Origin of the sequence: Pseudobutyrivibrio sp. C4 (genome assembly GCF_900111635.1) — a bacterium.
In the GTDB taxonomy this organism is placed as follows: Bacteria; Bacillota; Clostridia; order Lachnospirales; family Lachnospiraceae; genus Pseudobutyrivibrio; species Pseudobutyrivibrio ruminis.
The window spans coordinates 24,002-48,564 of the sequence record NZ_FOHF01000008.1; the positions used below are offsets into that span (position 1 = coordinate 24,002).

Annotated in this window: 22 protein-coding genes; 18 read left to right on the forward strand and 4 right to left on the reverse strand. The window is 39.4% G+C overall.

Annotated elements, in window-relative coordinates:
- Positions 1-21: 21 nt before the first annotated feature.
- The 5 genes from BMY66_RS11625 to BMY66_RS11645 all read left to right on the forward strand — a co-directional run bounded on the left by BMY66_RS11625 (position 22) and on the right by BMY66_RS11645 (position 6,441).
- Entirely contained in the window at positions 22-1,191 is a 1,170-nt protein-coding gene (locus tag BMY66_RS11625) for an acyl-CoA dehydrogenase (protein ID WP_044935874.1), read from the forward strand.
- A 39-nt stretch (positions 1,192-1,230) separates the two neighbouring features.
- Positions 1,231-2,013 (forward strand): electron transfer flavoprotein subunit beta/FixA family protein, encoded by a 783-nt coding sequence (locus BMY66_RS11630; protein ID WP_044935876.1) that lies wholly within the window; start codon positions 1,231-1,233, stop codon positions 2,011-2,013.
- Between the two features lie 18 nt (positions 2,014-2,031).
- Positions 2,032-3,075, forward strand: a complete 1,044-nt coding sequence (locus BMY66_RS11635; RefSeq protein WP_090395280.1) for an electron transfer flavoprotein subunit alpha/FixB family protein — start codon at positions 2,032-2,034, stop codon at positions 3,073-3,075.
- Between the two features lie 68 nt (positions 3,076-3,143).
- Positions 3,144-4,577: an MATE family efflux transporter gene (locus BMY66_RS11640; RefSeq protein ID WP_090395281.1), complete on the forward strand. Its 1,434-nt coding sequence runs from the start codon at positions 3,144-3,146 to the stop codon at positions 4,575-4,577.
- A 109-nt stretch (positions 4,578-4,686) separates the two neighbouring features.
- Positions 4,687-6,441 (forward strand): glycoside hydrolase family 2 protein, encoded by a 1,755-nt coding sequence (locus BMY66_RS11645; RefSeq protein ID WP_090395282.1) that lies wholly within the window; start codon positions 4,687-4,689, stop codon positions 6,439-6,441.
- Here BMY66_RS11645 and BMY66_RS11650 read toward each other — a convergent pair.
- Together BMY66_RS11650 and BMY66_RS11655 are read right to left on the reverse strand one after the other, a co-directional pair.
- Positions 6,395-6,862 carry a threonine/serine exporter family protein gene (locus tag BMY66_RS11650; protein ID WP_090395283.1) on the reverse strand — a complete coding sequence of 156 codons (468 nt, stop codon included), beginning with the start codon at positions 6,860-6,862 and terminating at the stop codon, positions 6,395-6,397. The genes BMY66_RS11645 and BMY66_RS11650 overlap by 47 nt on opposite strands.
- Complete coding sequence (locus tag BMY66_RS11655) at positions 6,862-7,638, reverse strand: threonine/serine exporter family protein (protein ID WP_044935885.1); 777 nt, start codon at positions 7,636-7,638, stop codon at positions 6,862-6,864. The genes BMY66_RS11650 and BMY66_RS11655 overlap by 1 nt, the downstream gene beginning before the upstream one ends.
- A gap of 402 nt (positions 7,639-8,040) precedes the next feature.
- Between BMY66_RS11655 and BMY66_RS11660 the strand changes: the two genes are divergently transcribed.
- The 3 genes from BMY66_RS11660 to BMY66_RS11670 all read left to right on the forward strand — a co-directional run bounded on the left by BMY66_RS11660 (position 8,041) and on the right by BMY66_RS11670 (position 10,345).
- Positions 8,041-8,901, forward strand: coding sequence for an Mrp/NBP35 family ATP-binding protein (locus tag BMY66_RS11660; RefSeq protein WP_090395284.1), 861 nt, complete (start codon positions 8,041-8,043; stop codon positions 8,899-8,901).
- 54 nt (positions 8,902-8,955) lie between these two features.
- Positions 8,956-9,477: a peptidylprolyl isomerase gene (locus BMY66_RS11665; protein WP_090395285.1), complete on the forward strand. Its 522-nt coding sequence runs from the start codon at positions 8,956-8,958 to the stop codon at positions 9,475-9,477.
- 112 nt (positions 9,478-9,589) lie between these two features.
- Positions 9,590-10,345 (forward strand): hypothetical protein, encoded by a 756-nt coding sequence (locus BMY66_RS11670; RefSeq protein ID WP_143064539.1) that lies wholly within the window; start codon positions 9,590-9,592, stop codon positions 10,343-10,345.
- On the opposite strand, the gene BMY66_RS11675 is transcribed toward BMY66_RS11670, so the two are convergent.
- On the reverse strand, positions 10,308-11,582 hold the full coding sequence (locus BMY66_RS11675; RefSeq protein ID WP_090395287.1) for an HlyC/CorC family transporter: 1,275 nt from the start codon (positions 11,580-11,582) through the stop codon (positions 10,308-10,310). The two genes, BMY66_RS11670 and BMY66_RS11675, sit on opposite strands and share 38 nt — an antisense overlap.
- A gap of 124 nt (positions 11,583-11,706) precedes the next feature.
- Between BMY66_RS11675 and BMY66_RS11680 the strand changes: the two genes are divergently transcribed.
- The 8 genes from BMY66_RS11680 (at position 11,707) to BMY66_RS11715 (ending at position 22,331) form a co-directional block, all read left to right on the forward strand.
- The gene (locus BMY66_RS11680) at positions 11,707-12,660 is read left to right on the forward strand and encodes a tetratricopeptide repeat protein (RefSeq protein WP_044936237.1); all 954 of its coding nucleotides are present in this window, start codon (positions 11,707-11,709) and stop codon (positions 12,658-12,660) included.
- A gap of 283 nt (positions 12,661-12,943) precedes the next feature.
- Complete coding sequence (locus tag BMY66_RS11685; protein WP_090395288.1) at positions 12,944-15,325, forward strand: ribonucleoside triphosphate reductase; 2,382 nt, start codon at positions 12,944-12,946, stop codon at positions 15,323-15,325.
- 124 nt (positions 15,326-15,449) lie between these two features.
- Positions 15,450-16,010 (forward strand): hypothetical protein, encoded by a 561-nt coding sequence (locus BMY66_RS11690; protein ID WP_242942716.1) that lies wholly within the window; start codon positions 15,450-15,452, stop codon positions 16,008-16,010.
- A 77-nt stretch (positions 16,011-16,087) separates the two neighbouring features.
- Positions 16,088-16,369 carry a helix-turn-helix domain-containing protein gene (locus BMY66_RS11695; RefSeq protein WP_090395289.1) on the forward strand — a complete coding sequence of 94 codons (282 nt, stop codon included), beginning with the start codon at positions 16,088-16,090 and terminating at the stop codon, positions 16,367-16,369.
- Positions 16,370-16,400: 31 nt separating this feature from the next.
- Complete coding sequence (locus tag BMY66_RS11700) at positions 16,401-18,377, forward strand: beta-galactosidase (RefSeq protein ID WP_090395290.1); 1,977 nt, start codon at positions 16,401-16,403, stop codon at positions 18,375-18,377.
- 105 nt (positions 18,378-18,482) lie between these two features.
- Positions 18,483-20,108, forward strand: coding sequence for an Mbeg1-like protein (locus BMY66_RS11705; RefSeq protein WP_090395291.1), 1,626 nt, complete (start codon positions 18,483-18,485; stop codon positions 20,106-20,108).
- Between the two features lie 118 nt (positions 20,109-20,226).
- Positions 20,227-21,111, forward strand: coding sequence for a DUF3737 family protein (locus BMY66_RS11710; RefSeq protein ID WP_090395292.1), 885 nt, complete (start codon positions 20,227-20,229; stop codon positions 21,109-21,111).
- Positions 21,112-21,158: 47 nt separating this feature from the next.
- The gene (locus BMY66_RS11715; RefSeq protein ID WP_090395293.1) at positions 21,159-22,331 is read left to right on the forward strand and encodes a MalY/PatB family protein; all 1,173 of its coding nucleotides are present in this window, start codon (positions 21,159-21,161) and stop codon (positions 22,329-22,331) included.
- Here BMY66_RS11715 and BMY66_RS11720 read toward each other — a convergent pair.
- On the reverse strand, positions 22,317-22,889 hold the full coding sequence (locus tag BMY66_RS11720) for a cytidylate kinase-like family protein (RefSeq protein WP_090395294.1): 573 nt from the start codon (positions 22,887-22,889) through the stop codon (positions 22,317-22,319). The genes BMY66_RS11715 and BMY66_RS11720 overlap by 15 nt on opposite strands.
- Before the next feature lie 265 nt (positions 22,890-23,154).
- Between BMY66_RS11720 and BMY66_RS11725 the strand changes: the two genes are divergently transcribed.
- Positions 23,155-23,463: a hypothetical protein gene (locus BMY66_RS11725; protein WP_090395295.1), complete on the forward strand. Its 309-nt coding sequence runs from the start codon at positions 23,155-23,157 to the stop codon at positions 23,461-23,463.
- A gap of 80 nt (positions 23,464-23,543) precedes the next feature.
- The gene (locus BMY66_RS11730; RefSeq protein WP_090395296.1) at positions 23,544-24,557 is read left to right on the forward strand and encodes a metal ABC transporter substrate-binding protein; all 1,014 of its coding nucleotides are present in this window, start codon (positions 23,544-23,546) and stop codon (positions 24,555-24,557) included.
- The last annotated feature ends 6 nt before the right edge of the window (positions 24,558-24,563 follow it).

The window sequence follows — 24,563 nt, forward strand, 5'->3', positions numbered from 1 at the left end:
ATAATAAAGGAGATTCAGATCATGGATTTTACATTAGATAAAAAGCATGAGATGGCTAGACAGTTATTCAGAGATTTCGCTCAGAATGAAGTTAAGCCAGTTGCTCAGGAAATTGATGAGACAGAGTGCTTCCCACGTGAGAACGTTGAGAAGATGATGAAGTATGGCTTCATGGGTATTCCAGTACCAAAGGAGTACGGCGGACAGGGATGTGATGTTCTTACATACATCATGTGCGTAGAGGAGCTTTCAAAGGTTTGCGGTACAACAGGTGTTATCGTTTCAGCACATACATCACTTTGCTGCGATCCTATTCTTACATATGGTACAGAAGAGCAGAAGCAGAAGTACTTAGTTCCACTTGCAAGTGGTAAGAAGCTTGGTGCATTCGCACTTACAGAGCCAGGCGCTGGTACAGATGCTCAGGGTGCTCAGACAAAGGCTGTTGAAGATGGAGATTCTTGGGTACTTAACGGTTCTAAGTGCTTCATCACAAACGGTAAGGAAGCTGACATCTACATCGTTATCGCAGTTACAGATATCGTTGAAGATGCTAAGGGACGTAAGTCTAAGAAGTTCTCTGCATTCATCGTAGAGAAGGACACACCAGGATTTACATTCGGTACAAAGGAGAAGAAGATGGGTATCCGTGCTTCTTCTACATACGAGCTTATTTTCCAGGATTGCCGTATTCCAAAGGAGAACCTCCTTGGACAGAGAGGTAAGGGATTTGGTATCGCTATGCACACACTTGATGGTGGACGTATTGGTATCGCTGCTCAGGCACTTGGTATTGGTGAAGGCTCAATCGACGCGACAATTGATTTCGTAAAGGAGAGAAAGCAGTTTGGTCGTCCAATCGCTGCATTCCAGAATACATCATTCCAGCTTGCTGATATGAAGGCTCGTATGGATGCTGCTAAGTATCTTGTTTACAAGGCTGCTTGCACAAAGGATCAGTATTTTGTTGATCACAAGACAAGCTACTCTGTAGAAGCTGCTGAGGCTAAGCTTTTCGCTGCTGAGGCTGCTATGGCTGTTACTACAAAGGCTGTTCAGCTCCACGGTGGTTACGGTTATACAAGAGAGTACGATGTTGAGCGCATGATGCGTGATGCAAAGATTACAGAAATTTATGAGGGAACATCTGAGGTTCAGAGAATGGTTATCTCTGGCTCAATGCTCAAATAATTTTGATTAGTAGCATTTAAGTTAAAGGAGATTAAATACATGAATATCGTAGTATGTATTAAACAGGTTCCTGATACAAAGGGCGGCGTTAAGTTTAACCCAGATGGAACTCTTGATAGAGCAGCTATGCTCGCAATTATGAATCCTGATGACAAGGCAGGCCTTGAGGCTGCTCTTCGTATCAAGGATGAGACAGGTGCAAAGGTTACAGTTCTTACAATGGGACTTCCTAAGGCAGATGATATGCTTCGTGAAGCTCTTGCTATGGGCGCTGATGAAGCAGTACTTGTTACAGATAGACGCCTCGGTGGCGCAGATACATGGGCTACATCTTCAACAGTTGCAGCTGCAGTAAAGAAACTTGATTATGATCTTATCATCACAGGTCGTCAGGCTATCGATGGTGATACAGCTCAGGTTGGTCCACAGATCGCTGAGCACCTTGGTCTTCCAGTTATCTCTTATGCAGAGGACATCAAGGTTGAAGGAAACAGCGTAATCGTTAAGCGTCAGTATGAAGACAGATATCATGAGATTAAGGCTCAGATGCCATGTCTTATTACAGCTCTTTCAGAGCTCAACGAGCCACGTTATATGACTCCAGGCGGAATCTTTGATGCTTATGATAAGGAAGTAACAGTATGGGGCCGTGATGATCTTACAGATCTTGATGATGCAAACATCGGTCTTGCTGGTTCTCCAACAAAGATTGCAAAGGCTTCTGATAAGGTACGTAAGGGTGCAGGCGAGAAGGTTGCACTTGATCCTAAGGAGTCAGTAGAATATATCGTTGGCAAGCTTAAAGAAAAGCATGTAATTTAATAAGAGGAGGCAAATATAATGTCATTAGAAGAATACAAGGGCGTAGCTATATTCGCTCAGCAGGTTGATAATAAACTTAGCTCAATTGCCTTCGAACTTATCGGTAAGGCACATGAGCTTGCAGCAGATTTAGGAACAGATGTAACAGCAGTAGTACTTGGTTCAGGCATTGCTAACCTTGCAGATGAGCTCGCTGAGTACGGTGCAGACAAGGTTGTTGTTATTGATGATCCAGCACTTGAAACATATCGTACAGAGCCATATGCACAGGCTCTTACAGCTTATATTAATGAGTACAAGCCAGAAATCATGCTTGTTGGTGCAACAGCTATCGGTCGTGATCTTGGTCCTACAGTTTCAGCTAGAGTTAAGACAGGTCTTACAGCTGACTGTACATCACTTGAGATTGGTGATTTCCCACTTCAGGCTAGAGAAGGTCAGGAGCAGAAGCACAATCAGCTTCTTATGACTCGTCCAGCATTCGGTGGAAACACAATCGCTACAATCGCATGCCCAGACAACCGTCCACAGATGGCTACAGTTCGTCCAGGTGTTATGCAGAAGCTTGAAAAGCAGGCAGGTCGCAAGGCAGAAGTTATCAACTTCAAGCCAGAGCTTAAGGAAAACAATAGATTCGTTGAGATTCTTAACATCGTAAAGAACGTTGCAACAACAGTAGATATCATGGATGCAAAGATCCTTGTATCTGGTGGTCGTGGAGTTGGTTCTCCAGAGAACTTCAAGCTCCTTGATGATCTTGCAGAGGTTCTTGGTGGTACAGTATCTTGCTCACGTGCAGTAGTAGATGCTGGCTGGAAGCCAAAGGATCTTCAGGTAGGTCAGACAGGTAAGACAGTTCGTCCTAACGTTTACTTTGCAATCGGTATCTCTGGTGCTATCCAGCATACAGCAGGTATGGAAGAGTCAGATATCATCATCGCTATCAACAAAGATGAGACAGCTCCTATCTTTGACGTAGCTGATTACGGTATCGTTGGAGATCTTAACAAGATCCTTCCAGCTCTTACAGAGGCACTCAAGGCTGAGGTTGCTTCAAAATAATTCCTTTAAGGGCAATATCTATTCTTTTAGAAGTATAGATTTTTCCTATAATTTCTTTCTTTAATTTTATGAGGGCAAGTCCATGTGGGCTTGCCCTCAAGCTTTTATTTTGCATGGTAAAGTGCTACAATCATCCTATGAATAAATCAAAAAAAATCGATATGATCCATGGCCCGCTCTTGGGCAAATTAATTATCTTTACAATACCTATTATTTTATCAGGTGTTTTGCAACTTCTTTTTAATGCAGCTGATGTAATAGTTGTGGGTCGTTTTGCCGGCGAAGCGAGTCTAGCAGCCGTAGGTTCCACAGGTGCTCTTATAAATTTAATGACTAACTTGTTTATTGGTATGTCCGTTGGTGCAAATGTATGCGCAGCTCAGTTTTATGGCGCAAATCACCATGATGACGTTAAAAAGACAGTTCATACAAGTACTGCTTTTTCATTGATTTGTGGCGTATTTCTTGTATTTGTTGGATTGTTTTTAGCCAGACCTATACTTGAGATAATGGGGTCACCTGAAGATGTTATTGGCTTGGCTGCCTTGTATGTTCGTATATATTTCATTGCAATGCCAGCTATCATGCTGTACAACTTCCTGGCAGCAATTCTTAGGGCAGCAGGAGATACTACTCATCCTCTTGTTTTCCTTAGTATTGCCGGTGTTGTGAATGTTATTCTTAATCTTATTCTGGTTATTTGTTTCAATATGGGTGTCGCAGGAGTTGCTATTGCCACTGCCACATCTAGCTATATCTCTTGTTTACTATTAGTTGGGTTCTTTATGAAGCAAGAAGATGCATTACGACTTGAGTTTTCTAAGATTAAAATAGATAAGAGAATATTAAATCGTATTATAAGAATTGGATTACCTGCCGGAATTCAGGGAACTGTGTTCTCTTTATCTAATGTTGTTATCCAGTCGGCAATCAATTCATTTGGTACTGCGGTAATAGCTGGATCGTCAGCTGCTGCCAGCATAGAAGGCTTTGTATATGTATCAATGAACTCAGTATCTCAAACTACTGTTACCTTTGTTGGTCAGAACTATGGAGCTGGAGATGAGCATCGTGTTAAGAAGGTTATATTTGAGACACTTGGTATAGTAATTGTAGTTGGTCTTACAATGGGCAATTTAGCCTACCATTTTGCAACTCCACTGCTTGGTATATACACAGACAGTGCAGATGCAATAGCAGCCGGAACACTGCGTCTTTTCTGGGTTTGCTGTCCATATTTCCTTTGTGGAGTCATGGATACACTAACAGGTGGGCTGAGAGGATTGGGACGTTCTACAGTTCCTATGATAGTGTCGTTGTTGGGAGCATGTGTAACCAGATTAATTTGGATTGCCACATATTTCCATGTTCATCATACACAATCAGTACTGTTTTTCTCATACCCAGGAAGCTGGCTGTTGACACTTAGTGTCCACAGCATCTGCCTCATCGTGGTATACCGCACCTGGGTAAAGCGCAAATCATCTGAGGTAAGAATATAATTAGATGAGCAAGTAGACTGCAAGCTCTTAGGTTTCTCAAGCGAGACGTGTTGTCGAGCGGAGAAACTCTAAGGCTTGTAGGCGTAACTTGCGGACTAGGGGGTTAGTTATGTATTGGAAAGAGATGCTTGGAGCTATTGCTAAGCCTAGCAAAGATTCAAAGACATATGAGTTGAGCACGGATTACAAGTTTGAGGGCTTGTTAGAGTATCCACGTCCTCAGCTTCAGCGCAAATCTTATATTAATTTAAATGGTCAGTGGGACTATCGAATTATAAATGGTAAGGGACAAGTATGCAGTTCAGGCAGTATACTTGTCCCTTTTTCACCAGAAACTAAGCTTTCTGGTACGGATATGCACATCCTTCTTCCGGAGGAAACATTGGAATACACAAAGGTGTTTGAGATAGATAAGGTGAAAAAATCTAAGCATTTGTTACTTCACTTTGGAGCTGTTGATCAGGTGGCCCATGTGTCTTTAAATGGTATTAATTTAGGCTCCCATGAAGGTGGATTTACTGCATTTACCTTTGATATCACAGATTACGTTGTAGAGGGAAATAACGAGCTAAAAGTTAAGGTTAGGGACTATACAGACAGAATTGGATATGCCAGAGGAAAACAATGTATTGAGCCATCAGGCATGTGGTATACGGCTCAAAGTGGTATTTGGCAGACTGTATGGATGGAATGGGTGCCAGATGCTTTTGTGACGGATTTAAAGATTAATCCAGACATTGATGGAAATAAGCTAAATATGATAATAAAGGTGTCTGAAATGAAGGGACATCTGGATATATCATCCTCAAATCAAGATTTAATAAAAGAGTACAGGGTTAATAATATCAAGGATGATAAGCTTTATGTGACTATAGAACTCAATCAGTATCAGCTGTGGTCACCAGAAGACCCGGTACTTTACTTTTTAAATATAAGCTATGGCAAGGACAGCTTTTCTACATACTTTGCCATGAGGCATTTTGGTGTGGCTAGGGACGAAAAGGGAATTCCTCGCCTTACATTGAATCATAAGCCTTATTTTATGAATGGTATATTGGATCAGGGGTACTATCCTGAGAGTCTTATGACTCCACCATCTGATGCGGCCATGATAAATGATATTGAAACCATCAAATCATTGGGCTTCAATATGATTCGTAAGCACTGCAAAATCGAGCCTATGCGCTGGTACTTCCATTGTGACAGGCTAGGAATGATAGTTTGGCAGGATATTGTAAATGGTGGTACAAAATACGATATGAACATGATTTGCAATATTCCTACTGTGGTACGTCCATTTGGTAATGCAAAGGATAAAAATAGACTTTTCCTTAGATTTACCGGAAGAAACACTGAAAAATCAAAGGAAGTATGGTTTAAAGAATGCAAGGAAATGATGCATCAGCTTTATAATGTGCCTTCATTAGGCCAGTGGTGCCTATTTAATGAGGGATGGGGGCAGTTTGATGCTGCAGGTTGCCTTGATTTTGCCAGAGAAATCGATGATACAAGGCCTATTGATGCTGCTTCCGGCTGGTTCCATGAGGGTTGTGGAGATGTCTTTTCTGAGCATGTTTATTTTGAAGAATTAAAGGTAAAGCGAAACAGAAGACCTTATGTTATCTCTGAATATGGTGGATATTCTCTTAAAGTGGGTACTCACGTGAAGAGAGACGCTGTTTATGGATACAAAAAATATCAACAGCAACATGAGTTGCAGAATGCTTATGATGAGCTTATGGCAAAAATAAAGTCCCTCCAGGAAGAGGGACTAAGTGCTGCTGTATTTACTCAAGCTACTGACATCGAAGATGAGGTTAATGGCTTGATGACTTATGACAGGAAGGTGCAAAAACTGTATTAAACCAGCTTTGAGGGAACGCCATACCAAAGATGATTCCCATTACGATTGCACCTGCTGTTTTGATGGTGGATAACCCATAAGAACCGAAGGTTTCCATGTTGTTCATAATTAAATAGTAAGAAGTATAGTAGATTCCGGCACCAGGTACCAATGGGAATATTCCCGCTATAAGGTACACGGTGACGGGATTTTTTCTTTTTACAGCCAGTGAACGTGAAAACAGTGTAAGGAACAAAGAACCTATCATGTTTCCAAGTGTTGGTGCACCAAGGACTGTGGATATTATAGAGTAGGATATCCAGCCAATGGCACCGGAGAGTCCACAAAATAGAAGCTCGGATTTTGGTGCGGAAAAAATCATTGCAAATGCTAATGTGGCTACCATAGCTACTATAAATTGAATAATGTAATCAGCTATCATTAGATGTAAGCACCTCCTCCTATGAAATGAGCAAAGGTGATAACAACACCAACACCTACAGCAATACAGAAGGCTGTAAGAAGGGCGTCTATAAGTCGAATAGAGCCGGACAAGTAGTCACTGTTGATAAAATCACGAATGCTGTTAGTAAGAGGAATACCTGGTACTAATGGCATAATTGCACCGATGATTATTTTGTCGTAGTGAACTGGAAGCCCTACTGCATAAAAGAGAATAGCAGTGAGGGATATAACCATACTTGCTAGTACGTTAGTAATTGTTTTGGAATTACCCATGCGTGCTTCAAAATGAAGGAATAATCTAAGGACTGCACCAACTATGCAGGCGATTAAAGCATCTAAAACTGTTCCTCCATATAGATAAGAAAATCCACCACATCCAATGGCAGTAGCAATTATCAACATTGGAAAATTGTAAGAAGGAATTCGTTTACATTCTTCCAGCTTTGCCCATGCTTCATCTAGTGTGATCTCTTTTGAACAGACTTCACGGCATAAAGCATTCAGCCCGGCGATACGTCCTAAGTGGGTTGGATACATCGGTACATGTCTGATCATCGAGCTGGCGTGTTCGGTAACTTCATCTGCACTTGCAAATATTCCGTTGCTCAATACATACACATCACAGTCTGTAATATCATATGAATTTAAAATGGCGAGGACACTGTCCTCGACCCTGTAAACCTCTGCTCCATTTCTAAGAAGAATGTCTCCTAGTTCCACGGCAAAGGACAATACTTTTTTTGTATCTGACATTGTTGCTCCCTAAAATAAAAATTCTACAATGATTATCCATTATTAGCAGAAGTTTTTCAACCAAATGTGTAGTTATTTACAATTGTGGATAACTTTTGGGGAAAACTTTGTTTGTTGAAATGTGTATCACTAAAACGTTATCGCTGATGAAATCAACGTTTGTTTGGATTTTGATTGAGTGCAATTTGTGGATAAATATGTTAATAACATGGAAAATAGAAGTTATCCTCAACTGAAAAAAATCCATTGTGGAAATTGTGGATAAGTCGAGTTACTGGTTGATGCGAATATCAACAAGCATATTTTTATTAATGTTTTCTTAAATAAACCTATGAATTGTAGGGCATTTAAGGTAATTGTGATATAATGTTTGACGGATTACAGAAATTAGGAGGTCTAATAATGGCAGAGAAAGAAACATGTGCTTCAGCTAGTTCTTGTAGCAGAGGCTCTTGTGAGGGCTGTCCTTCTGCAGAGGCAGCAAAAAAGGGTGTTAGAAATACAGCATTTTTAGAAGAGCAAAATAAGAATTCTAATATAAAACATGTTATCGGAGTTGTATCTGGTAAGGGTGGAGTTGGTAAATCATTAGTTACATCTTCACTTGCTGGTGTTATGGCTAGAGCAGGTTATAGTGTTGGTATTCTTGATGCAGATATCACCGGCCCATCTATTCCAAAGATGTTTGGTGTACACGGCCCAGCTATGGCTAACGATGATGGTACATTCCCAGAGGTTGCTGAGGATGGTACAAAAATCATGTCTATCAACCTTATGCTTGAGGATGAGGAAGCACCAGTTATCTGGAGAGGTCCAGTTATCGCAGGCGTTGTAAAGCAGTTCTGGACAGACACACAGTGGGGCGATATCGATTATTTATTCGTAGATATGCCACCTGGAACAGGTGATGTTCCTCTTACATGCTTCCAGTCACTTCCTGTAGATGGAATTGTTATCGTAACAAGCCCACAGGAATTAGTACAGATGATTGTTAAGAAGGCATACAACATGGCGGATATGATGCACATTCCAGTGCTTGGCCTTGTTGAAAACTACTCATATATTTCATGCCCAGATTGTGGAAAGAAAATCGAAATCTTTGGTGAAAGCCACATTGATGAGGTTGCAGCTAGCCTTAATATTCCAGTGCTTGGCAAGATGCCAATGGATAGAGCTTTCGCAACAGCTGCAGATGCAGGACGCATCTTCGATATGCCGAATAACTACCTTAAAGGGGCACAAGAGGTATTAGAGAAGCTCTAGATTTTAGATGAGCTAGTAAACTAGCGGAGTAAATTATTTAAAGGAGAATTAATTATGGCACAGAATCCAGTAGTTACAATTGAAATGGAAAACGGCGATATCATGAAGGCTGAGCTTTATCCTGAGATTGCGCCAAACACAGTTAATAACTTTATTAGCTTGATTAACCACAACTTCTATGATGGAGTTATCTTCCATAGAGTTATCAAGGGCTTTATGCTTCAGGGTGGAGATCCAGACGGAACAGGTATGGGTGGCCCAGGATACTCTATCAAGGGTGAGTTTACAAGCAACGGCTTTAAGAACGATTTAAAGCATGAGCCAGGTGTACTTTCAATGGCTCGTACAATGATGCCAAACTCAGCAGGTAGCCAGTTCTTCATTATGCACAAGAATAGTCCACATCTTGATGGCGACTATGCTGCATTTGGTAAGGTTATCGAGGGTATGGATGTTGTTAACAAAATCGCTGAGACAGATACAGACTGGTCAGATAGACCTCTTAACGAGCAGAAGATGAAGAAGGTTACAGTTGAGACTTTCGGAGTTGAGTATCCAGAGCCTGAGAAGTACTAATTATTAGCTTTGCTAAAACAACTATTGCCACAATCATAATGTTGTGATATCATAGCGGCACGCGTTTTGCGTGTCGCTTTTTCATTTATTTCATTCATATCCCAATAATACTATGGAACTTAATAATTTAAGGCTTTGTTTTGCTTTATGGATAGGTGTAGAGGCTATTTCTATACTTGCTGCCATTTGCCATAAACACAGAAGTAATAAGGCTTTTCGCATGAAACAGCTATATTTCAATAGAATGCTTTATTTAATGGAAAGAAAGGTGCAAAGGGATAGCTTACTTCAGGAATGCTACTTGAATACCGCATCCTGCAAGGCATTACAGAGGTTGCTTTTTAAGGCTTTGAGTCTACAAAACCCCAATAGCGGATTTAGATATATGACGAAAGCTTTATATTGTGAACCTGTTAGACTATTAAATGGGTATCTTATAAATAGCAAGGATAGAAAATTGACCCAAGATACGTTGGAGTATTTTCGAGAGCAATTGGAATTGTGGATAACTTCCAGAAAAAAGCTGCAAGAACATTTAAATACTAACAGGCTTATCTACATAATTGAAAAGACAATTTTTATGATTGCAAATTTGGCGTTATATTTTAGGAGTAGACTAAATATTACCCTGTTTATATTTATTGTTGTTAATACAATTGGAGTAGTTTTGTTCATTGTTCTGGATTATGAATGTGTTGTTGTAGATGAGGAATTCCGTGACAGAAAACTTGCAAGAAATGATGCAGTAGAAAAAAAGACCCTAAAACCAGCACGCAGAATGAAAGAAATCTTTCAAACTGTAGCTAGTCTGGGTCTAATAATCAATGTAACTATTCTTGCGGAGCAGTATCTTGATAAGGTAATTTGATTCTAAGCTTTGTGATACGCTTCTTATCAACTGCAAGCACGCGAACTATGGTGCCATTTTCTGATACGTAGGTTTCACCGGCGTTTGGAAAATGATCGAAGGCTCCAACTATGTATCCGCCGATGGTATCATAGTCTTCGCTTGTAAAGCCTAGAGGAATTATATTACATAAATCTTCTAGATTCATTGAACCGAGAACCTGGTATTCTCTATCGTTTAGACGTACGATTGGGTCTTCCTCATCTTCATCGTACTCGTCACGAATCTCGCCAACAATTTCTTCCAACAAGTCTTCCATGGTAATCATGCCGGATAAATCACCATATTCATCCAAAACAATGGAGACTGTTGTAGATTCTTCACGCATCTCATCGAAAAGATCAGATACGTTTTTCATTTCATAAGTAAAGTAAACATCACGAAGGTAATTTCTGACAGAGAAGTTATCACCTGGAACAAGCCCAAGGAAATCCTTCATATTTACCATGCCTATAATCTTTTCACTGTCTGGCTCGCAAACAGGAAGTCGTGTAAACATGTCCTCCTTGAATACTGATATTAAATCTTCATAAGAAATATCAGCGTCAACCATAGTCATGTCGATACGTGGAATCATAACCTCCTTTGCACAAGCATCAGAGAAGTCGAACACCTTATGAATCATGGTGCGTTCGTCACCTTCGATTTCACCACTTTGATGGCTGGCATCTACCATTATTCTAAGCTCATCCTCAGTTATAGTGTCATCCTTGAAATCTGGATCAATTCCAAAAAGCTTTATACAAAGTCCTGCCAGGAAATTAATTATTATAATAACTGGAGTAAGCAACCACATCAGTCCACTGATTATAGGTGCGAATAGAAGACTGAGGGATGTGGAATTAATAGTTGCTATAGACTTTGGAGTGATTTCGCCGAATATCAATATTAATAATGTAAGAATACCTGTAGCGATTCCTGCTCCGACACTGCCAAATATGTCTATTGCGAGGGTTGTTGCAAGGGAAGATGCTGACAGGTTAACAATATTATTTCCTATTAGTATGGCAGATAACATTTTTTTAGGACGGGTGACAACATTTAAAACCCTGGCGGCTTTTTTATTGCCATCGTCTGCCATAGTTTTCAGTTTGATTTTATTTACTGTTGTTAGTGCTGTTTCAGCTGATGAAAAGAAAGCGGAAAGGACTAACAATAATATGAGAATTATCAGTCTAATTAACAGGTGTGTATCCAATAATGTATGCTCCTTTTACCAAAAATATTATTTCGTCAGTTAATAACTAGAATTATACATATGGTAAAAAGTTGTTGCAAGGATAACCTACCCAAAGGGGTTCATCTTTGTTAAAATGGATGCTATGAGAAAAAGAATTCTATGTGTATTACTAACTTTAATAATGACAGCATCCTTTGCAGGATGTGGTAAATATAGCCAGTCTGAAATCGACTTGAGAGATCAGGGAATTGAGCAGATGGATGCAGGAAACTACGAAGAAGCCATCACCCTTTTCGACCAGGCGCTTGCCAAATCCATTGGTAAGGTTACTGATTTAGAGATAGACATTAACTATTACAAAGCAGCAGCTCAGTTCTCCGCAGGTTCATTTGACGATGCAGTAAAGACTTACACTTACCTTATCAAATATGACTGCGATAATTACGAGGCCTACTTCCTTAGAGGAAGCATTTATGCAACAGAAGGGGAAATCGGAGAGGCCATCACAGATTATGATGCTGCTGTAGCCATTGATGAAAAGAATTACCTATTATATATACAGATTTATGAAAACCTTAATTCTTTAGGTTACACGGATCAGGGATTGGTTTATTTAAACAATGCTTTGGATGTATCTGATAAATCAGCCAATGCAAAATACTACAAAGGCCGAATATACTACATGCTTGGTCAAACCGCTGATGCTCAGGAATACCTTCAGGCAGCAGTTGATAAAGATGTAATAGAAGCAAAGCTTTATCTGGCAAAGCTATATCAGGATTCTGGGGACTATGATTCAGCACAGACTCTGTTAGAAGAGTATGCTGCATCAGATGAAGTTACCAGCAGCGCTCTTGCAGCATTAGGCGATATTGAGATGACAAATGGCAACTATGAAAACGCCTTAGGATACTATCAGGCAGGGTTGAGTCTGGATTCAATAGACAATATGTCTGAACTTATGAAGGGACAGGTTGCAGCACTTGAAAAGCTGGAAAGATACTCAGAAGCTAAGGATGTGTTGACACAATATCTTGAGAGTTATCCAAATGATGAAGAGGCATCAAAAGAGTTAATATTCTTGGAGACAAGATAAAATACGTAAAATGGGCACACTATATATGGTGTGTCCATTTTGTGTTAAAATACCAAATATTGTGTGTGTTGAAACGTGATTCTACTTAGAAAATAATCAAATTCTTGGAACCAATTTAGGTAATTATGACGAAAAGCACAATATCTAGTCTTTTTAAATTGAATCTCACCCTATATTTTGATAACATATAACCAAGTCGAAAATGCCTTGAAAGAAGGTGAAGGGGGAGTCCTTTTTTTGACATTATAAGGATACTAGAGAAAGGAATATTTGGTGAGTAGAATTGTTTGATGTTGTAAAAAGAGATGGTCAAGTCGCAGAATTCAATTTAGGCAAAATTAATGATGCGATAGCAAAGGCTTTTGAAGCTACTGGAAAGGAATACAACGACGATATTATCGGATTATTGTCGCTTAGAGTATCGGCTGATTTCCAGAACAAAATTAAAGAAAGCAAGATCTCGGTGGAGGATATTCAGGACTCAGTAGAAAACGTACTTGAGCAGACTGGATATACAGATGTTGCTAAGGCATATATTCTTTACAGAAAACAGCGTGAAAAGATGCGCAACATGAAATCTACAGTTCTCGATTACAAGAACGTTGTAGATAGCTATGTTAAGGTTGAGGACTGGAGAGTTAAGGAAAATTCCACAGTTACATATTCTGTAGGTGGTCTTATTCTTTCAAACTCTGGTGCAATCACAGCTAATTACTGGCTTTCAGAGATTTATGATGAGGAAATTGCACAGGCACACCGCAATGCAGATATCCACATTCATGATCTTTCAATGCTTACAGGTTATTGTGCAGGTTGGTCACTTAAGCAGCTTATTCAGGAGGGCTTAGGTGGAATCACAGGAAAGATTACATCTGCTCCAGCAAAGCACCTTTCAGTACTTTGCAATCAGATGGTAAACTTCCTTGGTATCATGCAGAATGAGTGGGCTGGTGCTCAGGCATTCTCATCATTTGATACATATCTTGCACCATTTGTTAAGACAGACAACCTTTCATATCAGGAAGTTAAAAAGTGCCTTGAGGCATTTATATACGGTGTAAACACTCCATCACGTTGGGGTACACAGGCACCATTCTCAAATATCACTCTTGATTGGACAGTACCAAACGACTTGGCAGAGCTTCCAGCTATCGTTGGTGGAAAAGAGCAGGATTTCAAGTATAAGGACTGCAAGAAGGAAATGGACATGGTTAACAAGGCATTCCTTGAAATCATGATCGAAGGCGATGCTAACGGTCGTGGATTCCAGTATCCAATCCCTACATACTCTATCACTCGTGATTTCGATTGGTCTGACACAGAAAACAACAGACTATTATTCGAAATGACTGCAAAGTATGGTACTCCATACTTCAGCAACTACATCAATTCCGATATGGAGCCAAGCGATGTTCGTTCTATGTGCTGCCGTCTTCGTCTTGATCTTCGTGAGCTTCGCAAGAAGTCAGGTGGATTCTTTGGCTCAGGCGAGAGCACAGGTTCTGTAGGTGTAGTTACAATCAATCTTCCTCGTATTGCGTACCAGGCAAAGGATGAGGCAGATTTCTATGCTAGATTAGACAAGCTTATGGATATCAGCGCGCGTTCACTTAAGATTAAGCGTGGCGTTATCACAAAGCTTCTTGATGAGGGATTATACCCATACACAAAGAGATACCTTGGAACTTTCAACAACCACTTCTCTACAATCGGTCTTATTGGTATGAACGAAGTAGGTCTTAATGCAAACTGGCTTCGTGCAGATATGACTAGCAAGAAGACACAGGAGTTTGCAAAGGATGTCCTTAATCACATGCGTGAGCGTCTTTCTGATTATCAGGAGATGTACGGCGACCTTTACAACCTTGAGGCTACACCAGCTGAGTCTACAACATACCGCTTTGCAAAGCATGATAGAGAGCAGTTCCCAGATATCATTACAGCAGGTAAAGAAGGTGACACACCATTCTATACAAACAGCTCACACATGCCAGTAGAGTACACATCAGACATCTTTGATGCTCTTGATGTTCAGGATGAGCTCCAGACACTTTATACATCTGGAACAGTATTCCATGCATTTATTGGTGAGAAGCTTCCTACATGGGAATCAGCAGCAAATCTTGTACGTAAGATTGCTGAAAACTACAAGCTTCCATACTACACATTGTCTCCAACATACTCAGTATGTAAGGATCATGGCTACATCGCTGGTGAGCACTACACATGCCCACACTGTGGCAAGACAGCAGAGGTTTACAGCCGTATCACTGGTTACTATCGTCCAGTACAGAACTGGAACGAAGGAAAGGCTCAGGAGTACAAGAACCGTAAGCTTTACGATATTGCAGGTTCTATATGCCGCCGTGCTGGAGAAAAGCAGGCAGCAAAGGCTGAGCAGCCTGAAATCAACCTTGAGGTAGTTTCAGAGGAGCCAACAACAGGCGTTAAATACCTATTCACTACAAAGACATGTCCAAACTGCGCTAGAGCAAAGGAAATCCTTGAAGATGAGGATTACATCCTTGTAGATGCTGAGGAACAGGTAGATATGACAAAGAAATATGGCGTTATGCAGGCACCTACTCTTGTAGTAGTTAACGGCGATGATGTTAAGCGTTATGCTAACGCAAGCAACATCCAAAAGTACGTTGATGAAAACTAAACAAAGATTTTAAAAAGGAAAATACTCTTATGGCAAGCCATAAGAGTATTTTTTTATTGTATAGTATAAAAGCTTACATTGTGACAAATATATATTGACACAACGGCTGCCTAAGAATATTATAGTGTCAAAAATAGAAAGGCACAAATTGGTGGAAAATAAAAAGAATAGAAATGTATTTGTCATTAAAGATGTTGATGGAAATGATATTGTAATGATTAATGATATTATTTTTAAAGGCAAAAAGTCCATTGATTGGGATGAAGTAGAGACTTATCTGAAGAGATATATAGGAGATTTTTACTCAATAATTGAGACGGGTGATCAAATATATGTTGGGGCAGATTTGCCAGATGAATTTGCTCACTCTAATTATACAAAAGGTTTGAAAGGGGCAAATAAAAAAGCTAAGGCTAATGTAGCACAGGGAATACCAGAGTTGATAGAAATTGCCACTGGAAAACATTTTCGAAACAATACCGCTACAAAACATCAATGGAATGCAAAATATGGTTGGTATAGATATGATTCAAGATTTGCAATTCCGTTATATAAAGAAAATGAGCTAATAGGATACAATGTTTACCATGCAAGTTTATTAATAAGACATTCCAATGATGGGAAAAAATATTTATATGATATTATTGATATAAAAAAAGAAACGAGCAACCCTTTGGAGTCATAAGACTTTACTCGGCAAAAAACCCATTTCTTGAATACATTTTAAAATGGGATGTTTGGTTTGTCAACCGGAGGATTTTAATGGGAAAATATACATTAGAGCAAGCATTAGAAAGAATAGATGAATTAGAAAAAGAAAATTTTTTGCTTAAGCAGGAATTGGCAAATTTAAAAGAAAGAAAACCTGTGGGACGAAAGGTTCATGATGAAAAATGGATGAAAGGCTATAAAGAATTTGTAGCTGCATATGAGAGTGGAAAAACAATAGTAGAGATTGAAAATATATGTAAAATCAGCAAACGTACCGTTTATAGGTATAAGTCATACTATGACAAGTTAAAAGATTTTCAAACAGAGCAGTAAGTGTGAACATTCATATTTAGGGAGAAGGAAAATGGAATACGGGTTTAAGGAGTATAAGAAGGCTGAGATAAAACGTAATCATCTCAATTTGGGGCAGGTTAGAGCAGATGGAAGTAGCTATCAGGTAAATAGCTTGTACCTTGAGAAGGATGGTAAGCCTTGGATTGGAATAATGGGGGAGTTTCACTTTGTGCGATATCCTCGTAGTGATTGGGAGATGGAGCTGGCCAAGATGAAGGCTGGCGGAATTACAACGGTGGCTTTCTATGTGTTTTGGATATATCACGAGGAGATAGAAGGGCAGTATGATTTTACTGGGGATAGAGATCTGCGATATTTTGTAGAGCTGTGCCAAAAACTGGGTCTTACTGTGATGCTAAGGATTGGGCCATGGGCCCATGGAGAGGTTAGAAATGGTGGTTTCCCTGATTGGCTTTTGAAAAAGGGCTACAAGCTGAGAACAAATGACCCTGGATATTTGGAATGTGTTAGAGTTTGGTATTCAAAGATTTATGAGCAGGTGCAGGGACTTTTCTTCAAAGACGGTGGTCCTATTATAGGTATTCAGATTGAAAATGAGCTTGTAGATCAGTGTGAGCACTTAGGAAAGCTCAAGGAAATTGCCACTGAAATTGGATTTGATGTGCCTCTTTGGACAGTGACAGGATGGGATAGATTGTACGGAGCAAAGTTCCCAGTAAAGGAATTTCTGCCAGTGTTTGGCGCATATGTGGATGCTCCATGGCTAGCCCACACAGAGGCACTTCCGCCATCACATCATTTCACATTTAATACCATCAGAAATGATGCTGCCATAGGTGTAGATTTGATTAATGAAACAGATGACGAGGGCTGGAGACTTCCTTACGAGGACTATCCATTTGCCACATGTGAGCTGGGCAGTGGACTTCCTACTTCGTATATACGTAGGCCTTATGTGGCACCAATGGATGCCTATGCACTTAGCTTGGTAAAGCTAGGTTGTGGCAACAATCTGGTGGGCTACTACATGTATCATGGCGGCACCAACAAGCTTGGTGCACTTTCCGCATTACATGAAAGTAAGGCTACGGGATATCCTAATGATTATGCAATCTTGAATTACGATTTCATGACTTGCATTGGTCAGTATGGCCAGGTCAGGGATCAATACAGACTTTGTAATTTGCTCCATATGTTTATAAATGATTTTGGTGATATTCTGGCACCAATGGAGCATGTAGGAAGCCAGACTTTTGTGGAAGCTGATGATGCAGATAGCCTAAGATATGCTATGCGTACTGATGGACACAGTGGTTTTGTGTTTATAAATCATCATCAGAGAAGCTTGAAGCTAAATGATATTAAGGATGTAGTGATAGACACTGGAAGTGTAAAGTTCCCACAGTTTGATGTAAAAGGTGATGTGGCATTTATTCTGCCATTTAATCTATCATTTTCAAATCATAATATAGACTATGCCACAGCTCAATTGCTTTGCAAAGACGATAACACATTGTTCTTTGCAGCAGTGCCTGGTGTAAAGCCTGAGTATTCTGTGGATGGAAAGGTGATTGCGGTGGATGATTCTACCCATGTAAGCCATAACCAGGTAGGAGATTTAACTATAGTCACTATCCCATGGGAAGTGGCTCTATATTTGCGAAAAGTGGATGGAAAAGTCTATGTTGAAAGAAATATCAACAAGGGAATATGCCACACAAATCTTAAAATTGAGGACAGTGTTTATACACCTGAGCTGGATTATCCAGAGGAGTTTTCAGTATGTGGTGGAAAAGAGCTTTTATGCAAAAAGCTATCTGTGGATAGTTCAGAAGGACTAGTTTCTATTAATATGGAATTTGATGTGGCACAGATTATTGCAGATGGAAAGCTGGTGGCGGACTGCTATTACTACGGCAAGCCATGGGAGATTCCTGCATCACTAATTTATGGTAAAGAATCCTACATGGTTTACACACCAGTGAATAAGGATATTTATATGGATTATTATGAAAACCTTCAGTAACAAAAAGTTTTCAAAAATTTAATATTTGCTTTATTGTATTTGGGAAAAGTAATAGTTACTATTTTTATAGTGACTATTATTTTTTTATAATCTGTGGAGCATGATATGGATAACGTAATCGATTATATAAAATGGTACAAAGACTACTCATTTCAGGAGAAGCCACTTACAGAGGTGGACAATTTTATCCTTTGCAAGCTTGCATATCTGATACTAGAGGATGTAAAGCTTGATAAGCCTAGGGCTTTTAGGGATGTTGTCTATGAAGTAATGGCAAGAACTGGAATTCAGGGCACATTCTACGGCAAGGAAGAAATTGTTACTTTGGCTGCCGATTCTAAAAGATACGGAGAAATGCTTTTAGTGAAGCATGATGATGTATTTGATGAATCAATATCTGCTCAGTTTTCAGCCATGACCTTTGATTTAACTGATGAAATCAGATTCATAGCATACCGTGGAACGGACGATACCATGGCAGGCTGGAAGGAAGATTTCATGATAAGCTTTACTGAGACTGAGGCACAAAAGAAAGCCTTAGCTTATTTGGAAGAAGCCTTCGATGAAAAACATCAGGTAATAGTGTCAGGTCACAGCAAAGGTGCCAATCTTGCGCTTTATGCTTCTACCCATATTTCAGACGAATATCAAAAGTGGATAGAGCATGTGTATCTGAATGATGGCCCAGGTCTTTGTCCGGAAGTATGCGATAAATCCTGTGTTTCAAAAATAAAAGATAAAGCAACCAGATATGTTCCGGAGTATTCTATCTTTGGACAGCTGTTTGAGGAACACGATATCCCACAGGTAATTGTAAAGAGCACAAATGAAGGCGTCATGCAGCATGACCCTACATCCTGGGCAGTTGATCATGGACATGCCTTTTTTAGTGATGGATTTGATCCGGGATGTGTTTTTATAAATCAGGTTCTTAATCAGTGGATTGAAAGTGTTAACAATACTAAGCGGACAAGCTTTGTTAACGACCTATTTAATGCTATCGATAAGGCAGGCATTAAAACAACCAGTCAGGTAGTGGCGAAGGGACCTTTTGCCATAGAAAAGATTTTGATTGAGCTTTTAGCTCTTGATAAAGAGACTGTAAAGACTTTCTGGAAACTGCCTATTACAGCAGCTTTAGATAAAGCGCCAGATGAAAAGAAGGCAAAAAAGATTAAGGAAGAAATAAAAAAGAAGGATTGGCTTCCTTATTTGGGAATGATTCTGTGTAGTGGAGTTTTATTTATTATTCCAGAATATATTTTACAGACAGCCATTAGCTTGGCGCTGTTTGCAGTAATTGTGTTTGAGATAGCCGTTACCATCAGGCATTTATACAAGGCGAAGTGGAATCTTCAGGAAGAATCTGCGAGAGTATATATATGTCTTGGAATGGTTGGTGTATACGCTATGCTTCTTGTAAAAGAAGATGCCATTTTCTTGATAGGTAGTGCAGTAATTGGCGTATCATTTTTAGCTTGGGCCTACCGCAATGCCATTGCTTTCAGAAATCTTTGTGAGAGAACAGAAAAGAAAGAAAGACGTGGCGAAAAGATAAAGCTTATAGCTGAAATTTCTATCCTCATTATATTGGGAGGATTCATTTTGGTAGCGCCAAAGGATACTTTGGGATGGTATATGGTATTTCTTGGAATCGTGTTACTTACCGACGGAATTATCAATCTTATAATGATATTTAACAGAATTTTAACATCAAGACGCGCTATTTAATTTTACAAAATCAAATTTAGGTGTTAGAATATATGTCGTGAATAAAATTGAAAACATACCTTGACCTAAAGTTAACTTTAGGAAGTATTATAAGTATGAATTCGGAGGTTATAGCAATATGAAGGAATATAGACAGGAATTTTTCAAGGGTGAAAGAGCTCTCTATGCAGCTGAGGATGCTGTTATTTATGATTCAATCTTTGATGAGGGCGAGTCACCATTAAAGGAAAGCAAGAATATAGAGGTATACCACTCTCAGTTTAAGTGGAAGTATCCAATCTGGTATTCAAACAATGTAAAGGTAGAAAACTGTAACTGGTTCGAGATGGCTCGTTCTGGTGTATGGTACACAAACAATATCGAAATCAAGAATTCTCTTATCACAGCTCCAAAGAATTTCAGAAGATGTGATGGAGTAACACTTGATAATGTAGACCTTACAAATGCAGAAGAGACATTCTGGATGTGTAAGAACATCAATCTTAAGGATGTTACAGCAAAGGGACATTACTTTGCTATGAACTCTGAGAACATCGAAATTGATAATCTCAGACTTGATGGTAACTATTCATTTGATGGTGGCAAGAATATCACTATCAGAAATTCAGTTATCCTTTCAAAGGATGCATTCTGGAATACAGAGAATGTTACTGTATATGATTCATACATCTGCGGTGAGTACCTTGGATGGAATGCTAAGAATCTTACTTTTGTAAATTGTACAATCGAGAGTCTCCAGGGACTTTGCTACATCGACAATCTTACAATGAAAAACTGTAAGCTTATCAATACTACACTTTCATTTGAGTATGCAAAGAATATCGATGCAGAAATTACAAACAAGATTGACAGCGTATTTAACCCAATCAGCGGTACTATTTCAGCACCTGAGATTGAAACATTAATTGTAGAGAAGGATTTCGTTGATCCTGAAAAGACTACAATCAAATGCCAGGCAGTAGGTAAAAAGGAAGAAATCGTAGAGTGGAGAGCTCATATTTAAAATCGAGCATAGCGAAGATTTTGAATATGACAGGGTTTAGGATAATTATGGGTAAATATAATTTTGATGTTGAGATAGATAGACGCGGTACAGATTCCATGAAATGGGACGTGAAGGAAAATGAGCTGCCTATGTGGGTTGCAGACATGGACTTTCAGACAGCCCCAGAAATAATTGAGGCACTTCAGCAGCGTGTGGCACATGGTGTGTTTGGATACACTGATGTGGATGACGACTGGTATCAGGCTTATATTTCATGGTGGGACCGTCGCCATGGTCTTAAAATTGAAAAAGACTGGCTGATGTTCTGCACAGGAGTAATTCCTGCACTTTCATCAATTGTACGAAAGCTTACTACTCCAAATGAAAAGGTGATTATTCAGACTCCAGTCTACAATATCTTTTTCAATAGCATTGTAAATAATGGATGCAGAGTCCTTGAAAATCCGTTGAAGTATGAAAACGGTGTGTATTCAATGGATTTTGAGGATCTTGAAAAGAAAATGTCTGATCCACAGGCTAGTCTTATGGTTCTTTGCAACCCTCACAACCCGGTTAGTAAGATTTGGTCAAAGGAAGATTTGGCCAAGGTAGGAGAGCTTGCAAAGAAGTATGGGGTTACCGTGGTATCAGATGAAATCCACTGTGACTTGACAGCACCAGGCAAGGAGTATGTTCCATTTGCTTCGGTGTCAGAAACATGCAAGGACATCAGTATCACTTGCATCGCTCCTACAAAGACATTCAGCATCCCTGGAATTCAGACAGCAGCTATTTTTGTTCCAAATAAATTCCTTCGTCACAAGGTATGGCGAGGAATAAATACAGACGAAGTTGCAGAGCCAAATGTATTTGCAGCTCATGCGGCAGTTGCTGCTTTCACTAAGGGAGAGCAGTGGCTTGATGAAATCAGAGAATATCTCTTTGAAAACAGACGTATTGTAGAAGAATATGTGGATGCAAACATTCCACAGCTTCATGTGGTACGAGGAGATGCTACATATCTCTTGTGGATTGATGTTTCAACTATAGGAGTATCAAGTGATAAACTTGCTGCCTTTATCAGAAAAGAAACAGGTCTTTACCTGTCAGCTGGTACAGCTTACGGTGGCACAGGCGCCAATTTCCTTCGTATGAATGTGGCATGCACAAAGGCCACCCTACAGGATGGCCTTGATAGATTAAAATGTGGAATTGATGCATATTTAAAACTTAACTAATGCTTCAAGCATTGCAACACAGGCTTCTTCATCTAGTTCGCTTACATTAAGCACTATATCGAAGTAGTCTGTGGAGCCCCATTTATATCCAGAATGAGTGGTAAAGAATTTCTCACGCTTTTTGTCAAAACGTTTCATTACATCTTCAGCCTTGTCGGCTTCAATATTTTCCACGTTAATTGCACGTTTCATGCGGTAAGAATCATCTGCGGTAATGAAAACCTTAAGGCATTGTTTGTCTTTTAGAATTTCGCTTGCGCAACGACCAACAAAAACGCAGCCAGGCTTTTCGGCAGCTTCTTTAATGATTTCTACCTCAGTATTATAGATTTTTTCTTCCATGGAAGTATTGTCAGTTCCTGAAGCCTTAAAAAGAGCTTTTACAGGAGTCTGCTCGTCCATTCCAGACACCTGATCATAAGGAAGTCCCATTCGCTTGCAGGTCTCAACAACAACCCCTCGATCGTAAAGCTGATATCCAAGCTTCTTTGCAAGCTTATCTGCAATCTCATGACCACCACTACCATATTTACGTTCTATTGCTACGTAGTCGTACATAAAAAGAGCCTCCTCTCATTAAATTCTAGTTTTCGCTCAAAAAATCCTATTAGTATAATATCATAAAATAATAGCAGTTGTGTGAATATTCTAACAACTAATTCTTTAATTTGAACAGCTACTCATATGTCAAGAAATAATAACAAAACTTTTCTTTTAATTTAGGCCTTTTAATGTGGAGTTTTGCAAATTGACAAAGTATCTAGTAATAAGTATCATGACAGTGATATTTGGTTAGAGTTATCTAATTAGGAAAGGGGCAATCATGAAAAACAGCAATTTTCAAAGTATCATAATTGCTACAGTAGCTATCGCAGCTGCTTTATTTATGATGTTCTTTTCTAATATTTATATTTCTGAGCACGTATCACATCACTGTGAAGACAGCAATCACTGTCCTGTTTGTTCTATTTTGGAACAATGTGAGAATGCTCTCAAAACATTCGGTACAGGCTTGATAGTTGCTGCGGTAGTCCTATTCATACATAAGCTTTTAACAGAAGCTTTCCAGGACTATTCTTTTGAGTCTATTCAGGCTACATTGATTTCCCAAAAGGTAAGAATGGATTCTTGAAAAATACTGCCTTTCACTCTGCATTTAACACAATGCAGGTTCTGTTTTGGTAAAATTTTTTAAGAATGGAGAAATAAATAATGAAAACTAATAAGATAATCGCTATGCTTGCAGCAACAACACTTGGAGTTTCGGCTTTTACAGGATGTGGTGCAAGTACAGACAATAATTCATCAGTAAATAATACAACTTCAGAGAATAAGATATCTGTAGTAACCACTATTTTCCCAGAATACGATTGGGTAAGAGAAATCGTGGGTGATAATGACAATGTAGAAATTACAATGCTTCTTGATAATGGTGTAGATCTTCACAACTATCAGCCAACTGCCGAGGACATCATGAAAATCGCTACCTGCGATGTGTTTGTTTATGTTGGCGGCGAGTCTGATGAGTGGGTCGGGGATGCACTTTCAGAGGCTACTAATAAGGATATGCAGGTTGTAAATCTTCTTGAATCTCTTGGAGAATCTGTTAAGGAAGAGGAAGTTGTAGAAGGCATGATGGCTGAAGAAGAGGAAGAGGCAGAAGCTGAAGAAGGCGAAGAGGAAGAGGTTGAATACGACGAGCACGTATGGCTCTCACTTAAGAATGCCCAGGTTCTTGTTGATGCTATCGAACAGGCTATTGCTACAGTAGATGCAGACAACGCAGATACTTATGCTGCCAATGCATCTGCTTACATCGATGAGCTTGCTGCCCTTGATGAAAAATATCAGGCTACTATCGATGAAGCTTCAGTAAAAACAGTTCTATTTGGAGACCGTTTCCCATTTAGATATTTGGTAGATGATTATGGCCTTGATTATTATGCAGCATTTGTTGGTTGCTCAGCAGAGACAGAGGCAAGCTTTGAAACTGTCACATTCCTTGCAGGAAAGGTTGATGAGCTTAATCTTAATACCGTATTTACGATAGAAAACTCAGATCAAAAAATAGCTAAGACTATTATTGAAAACACAACAGCTAAGGATGCTCAGATTCTTACCCTTGATTCGCTACAGTCCACAACTATGGATGACGTAAATGCAGGGGTGACATATCTTTCAGTGATGGAAGGAAATTTGGATATACTTAGTCAGGGGCTAAATTAGGAGGCA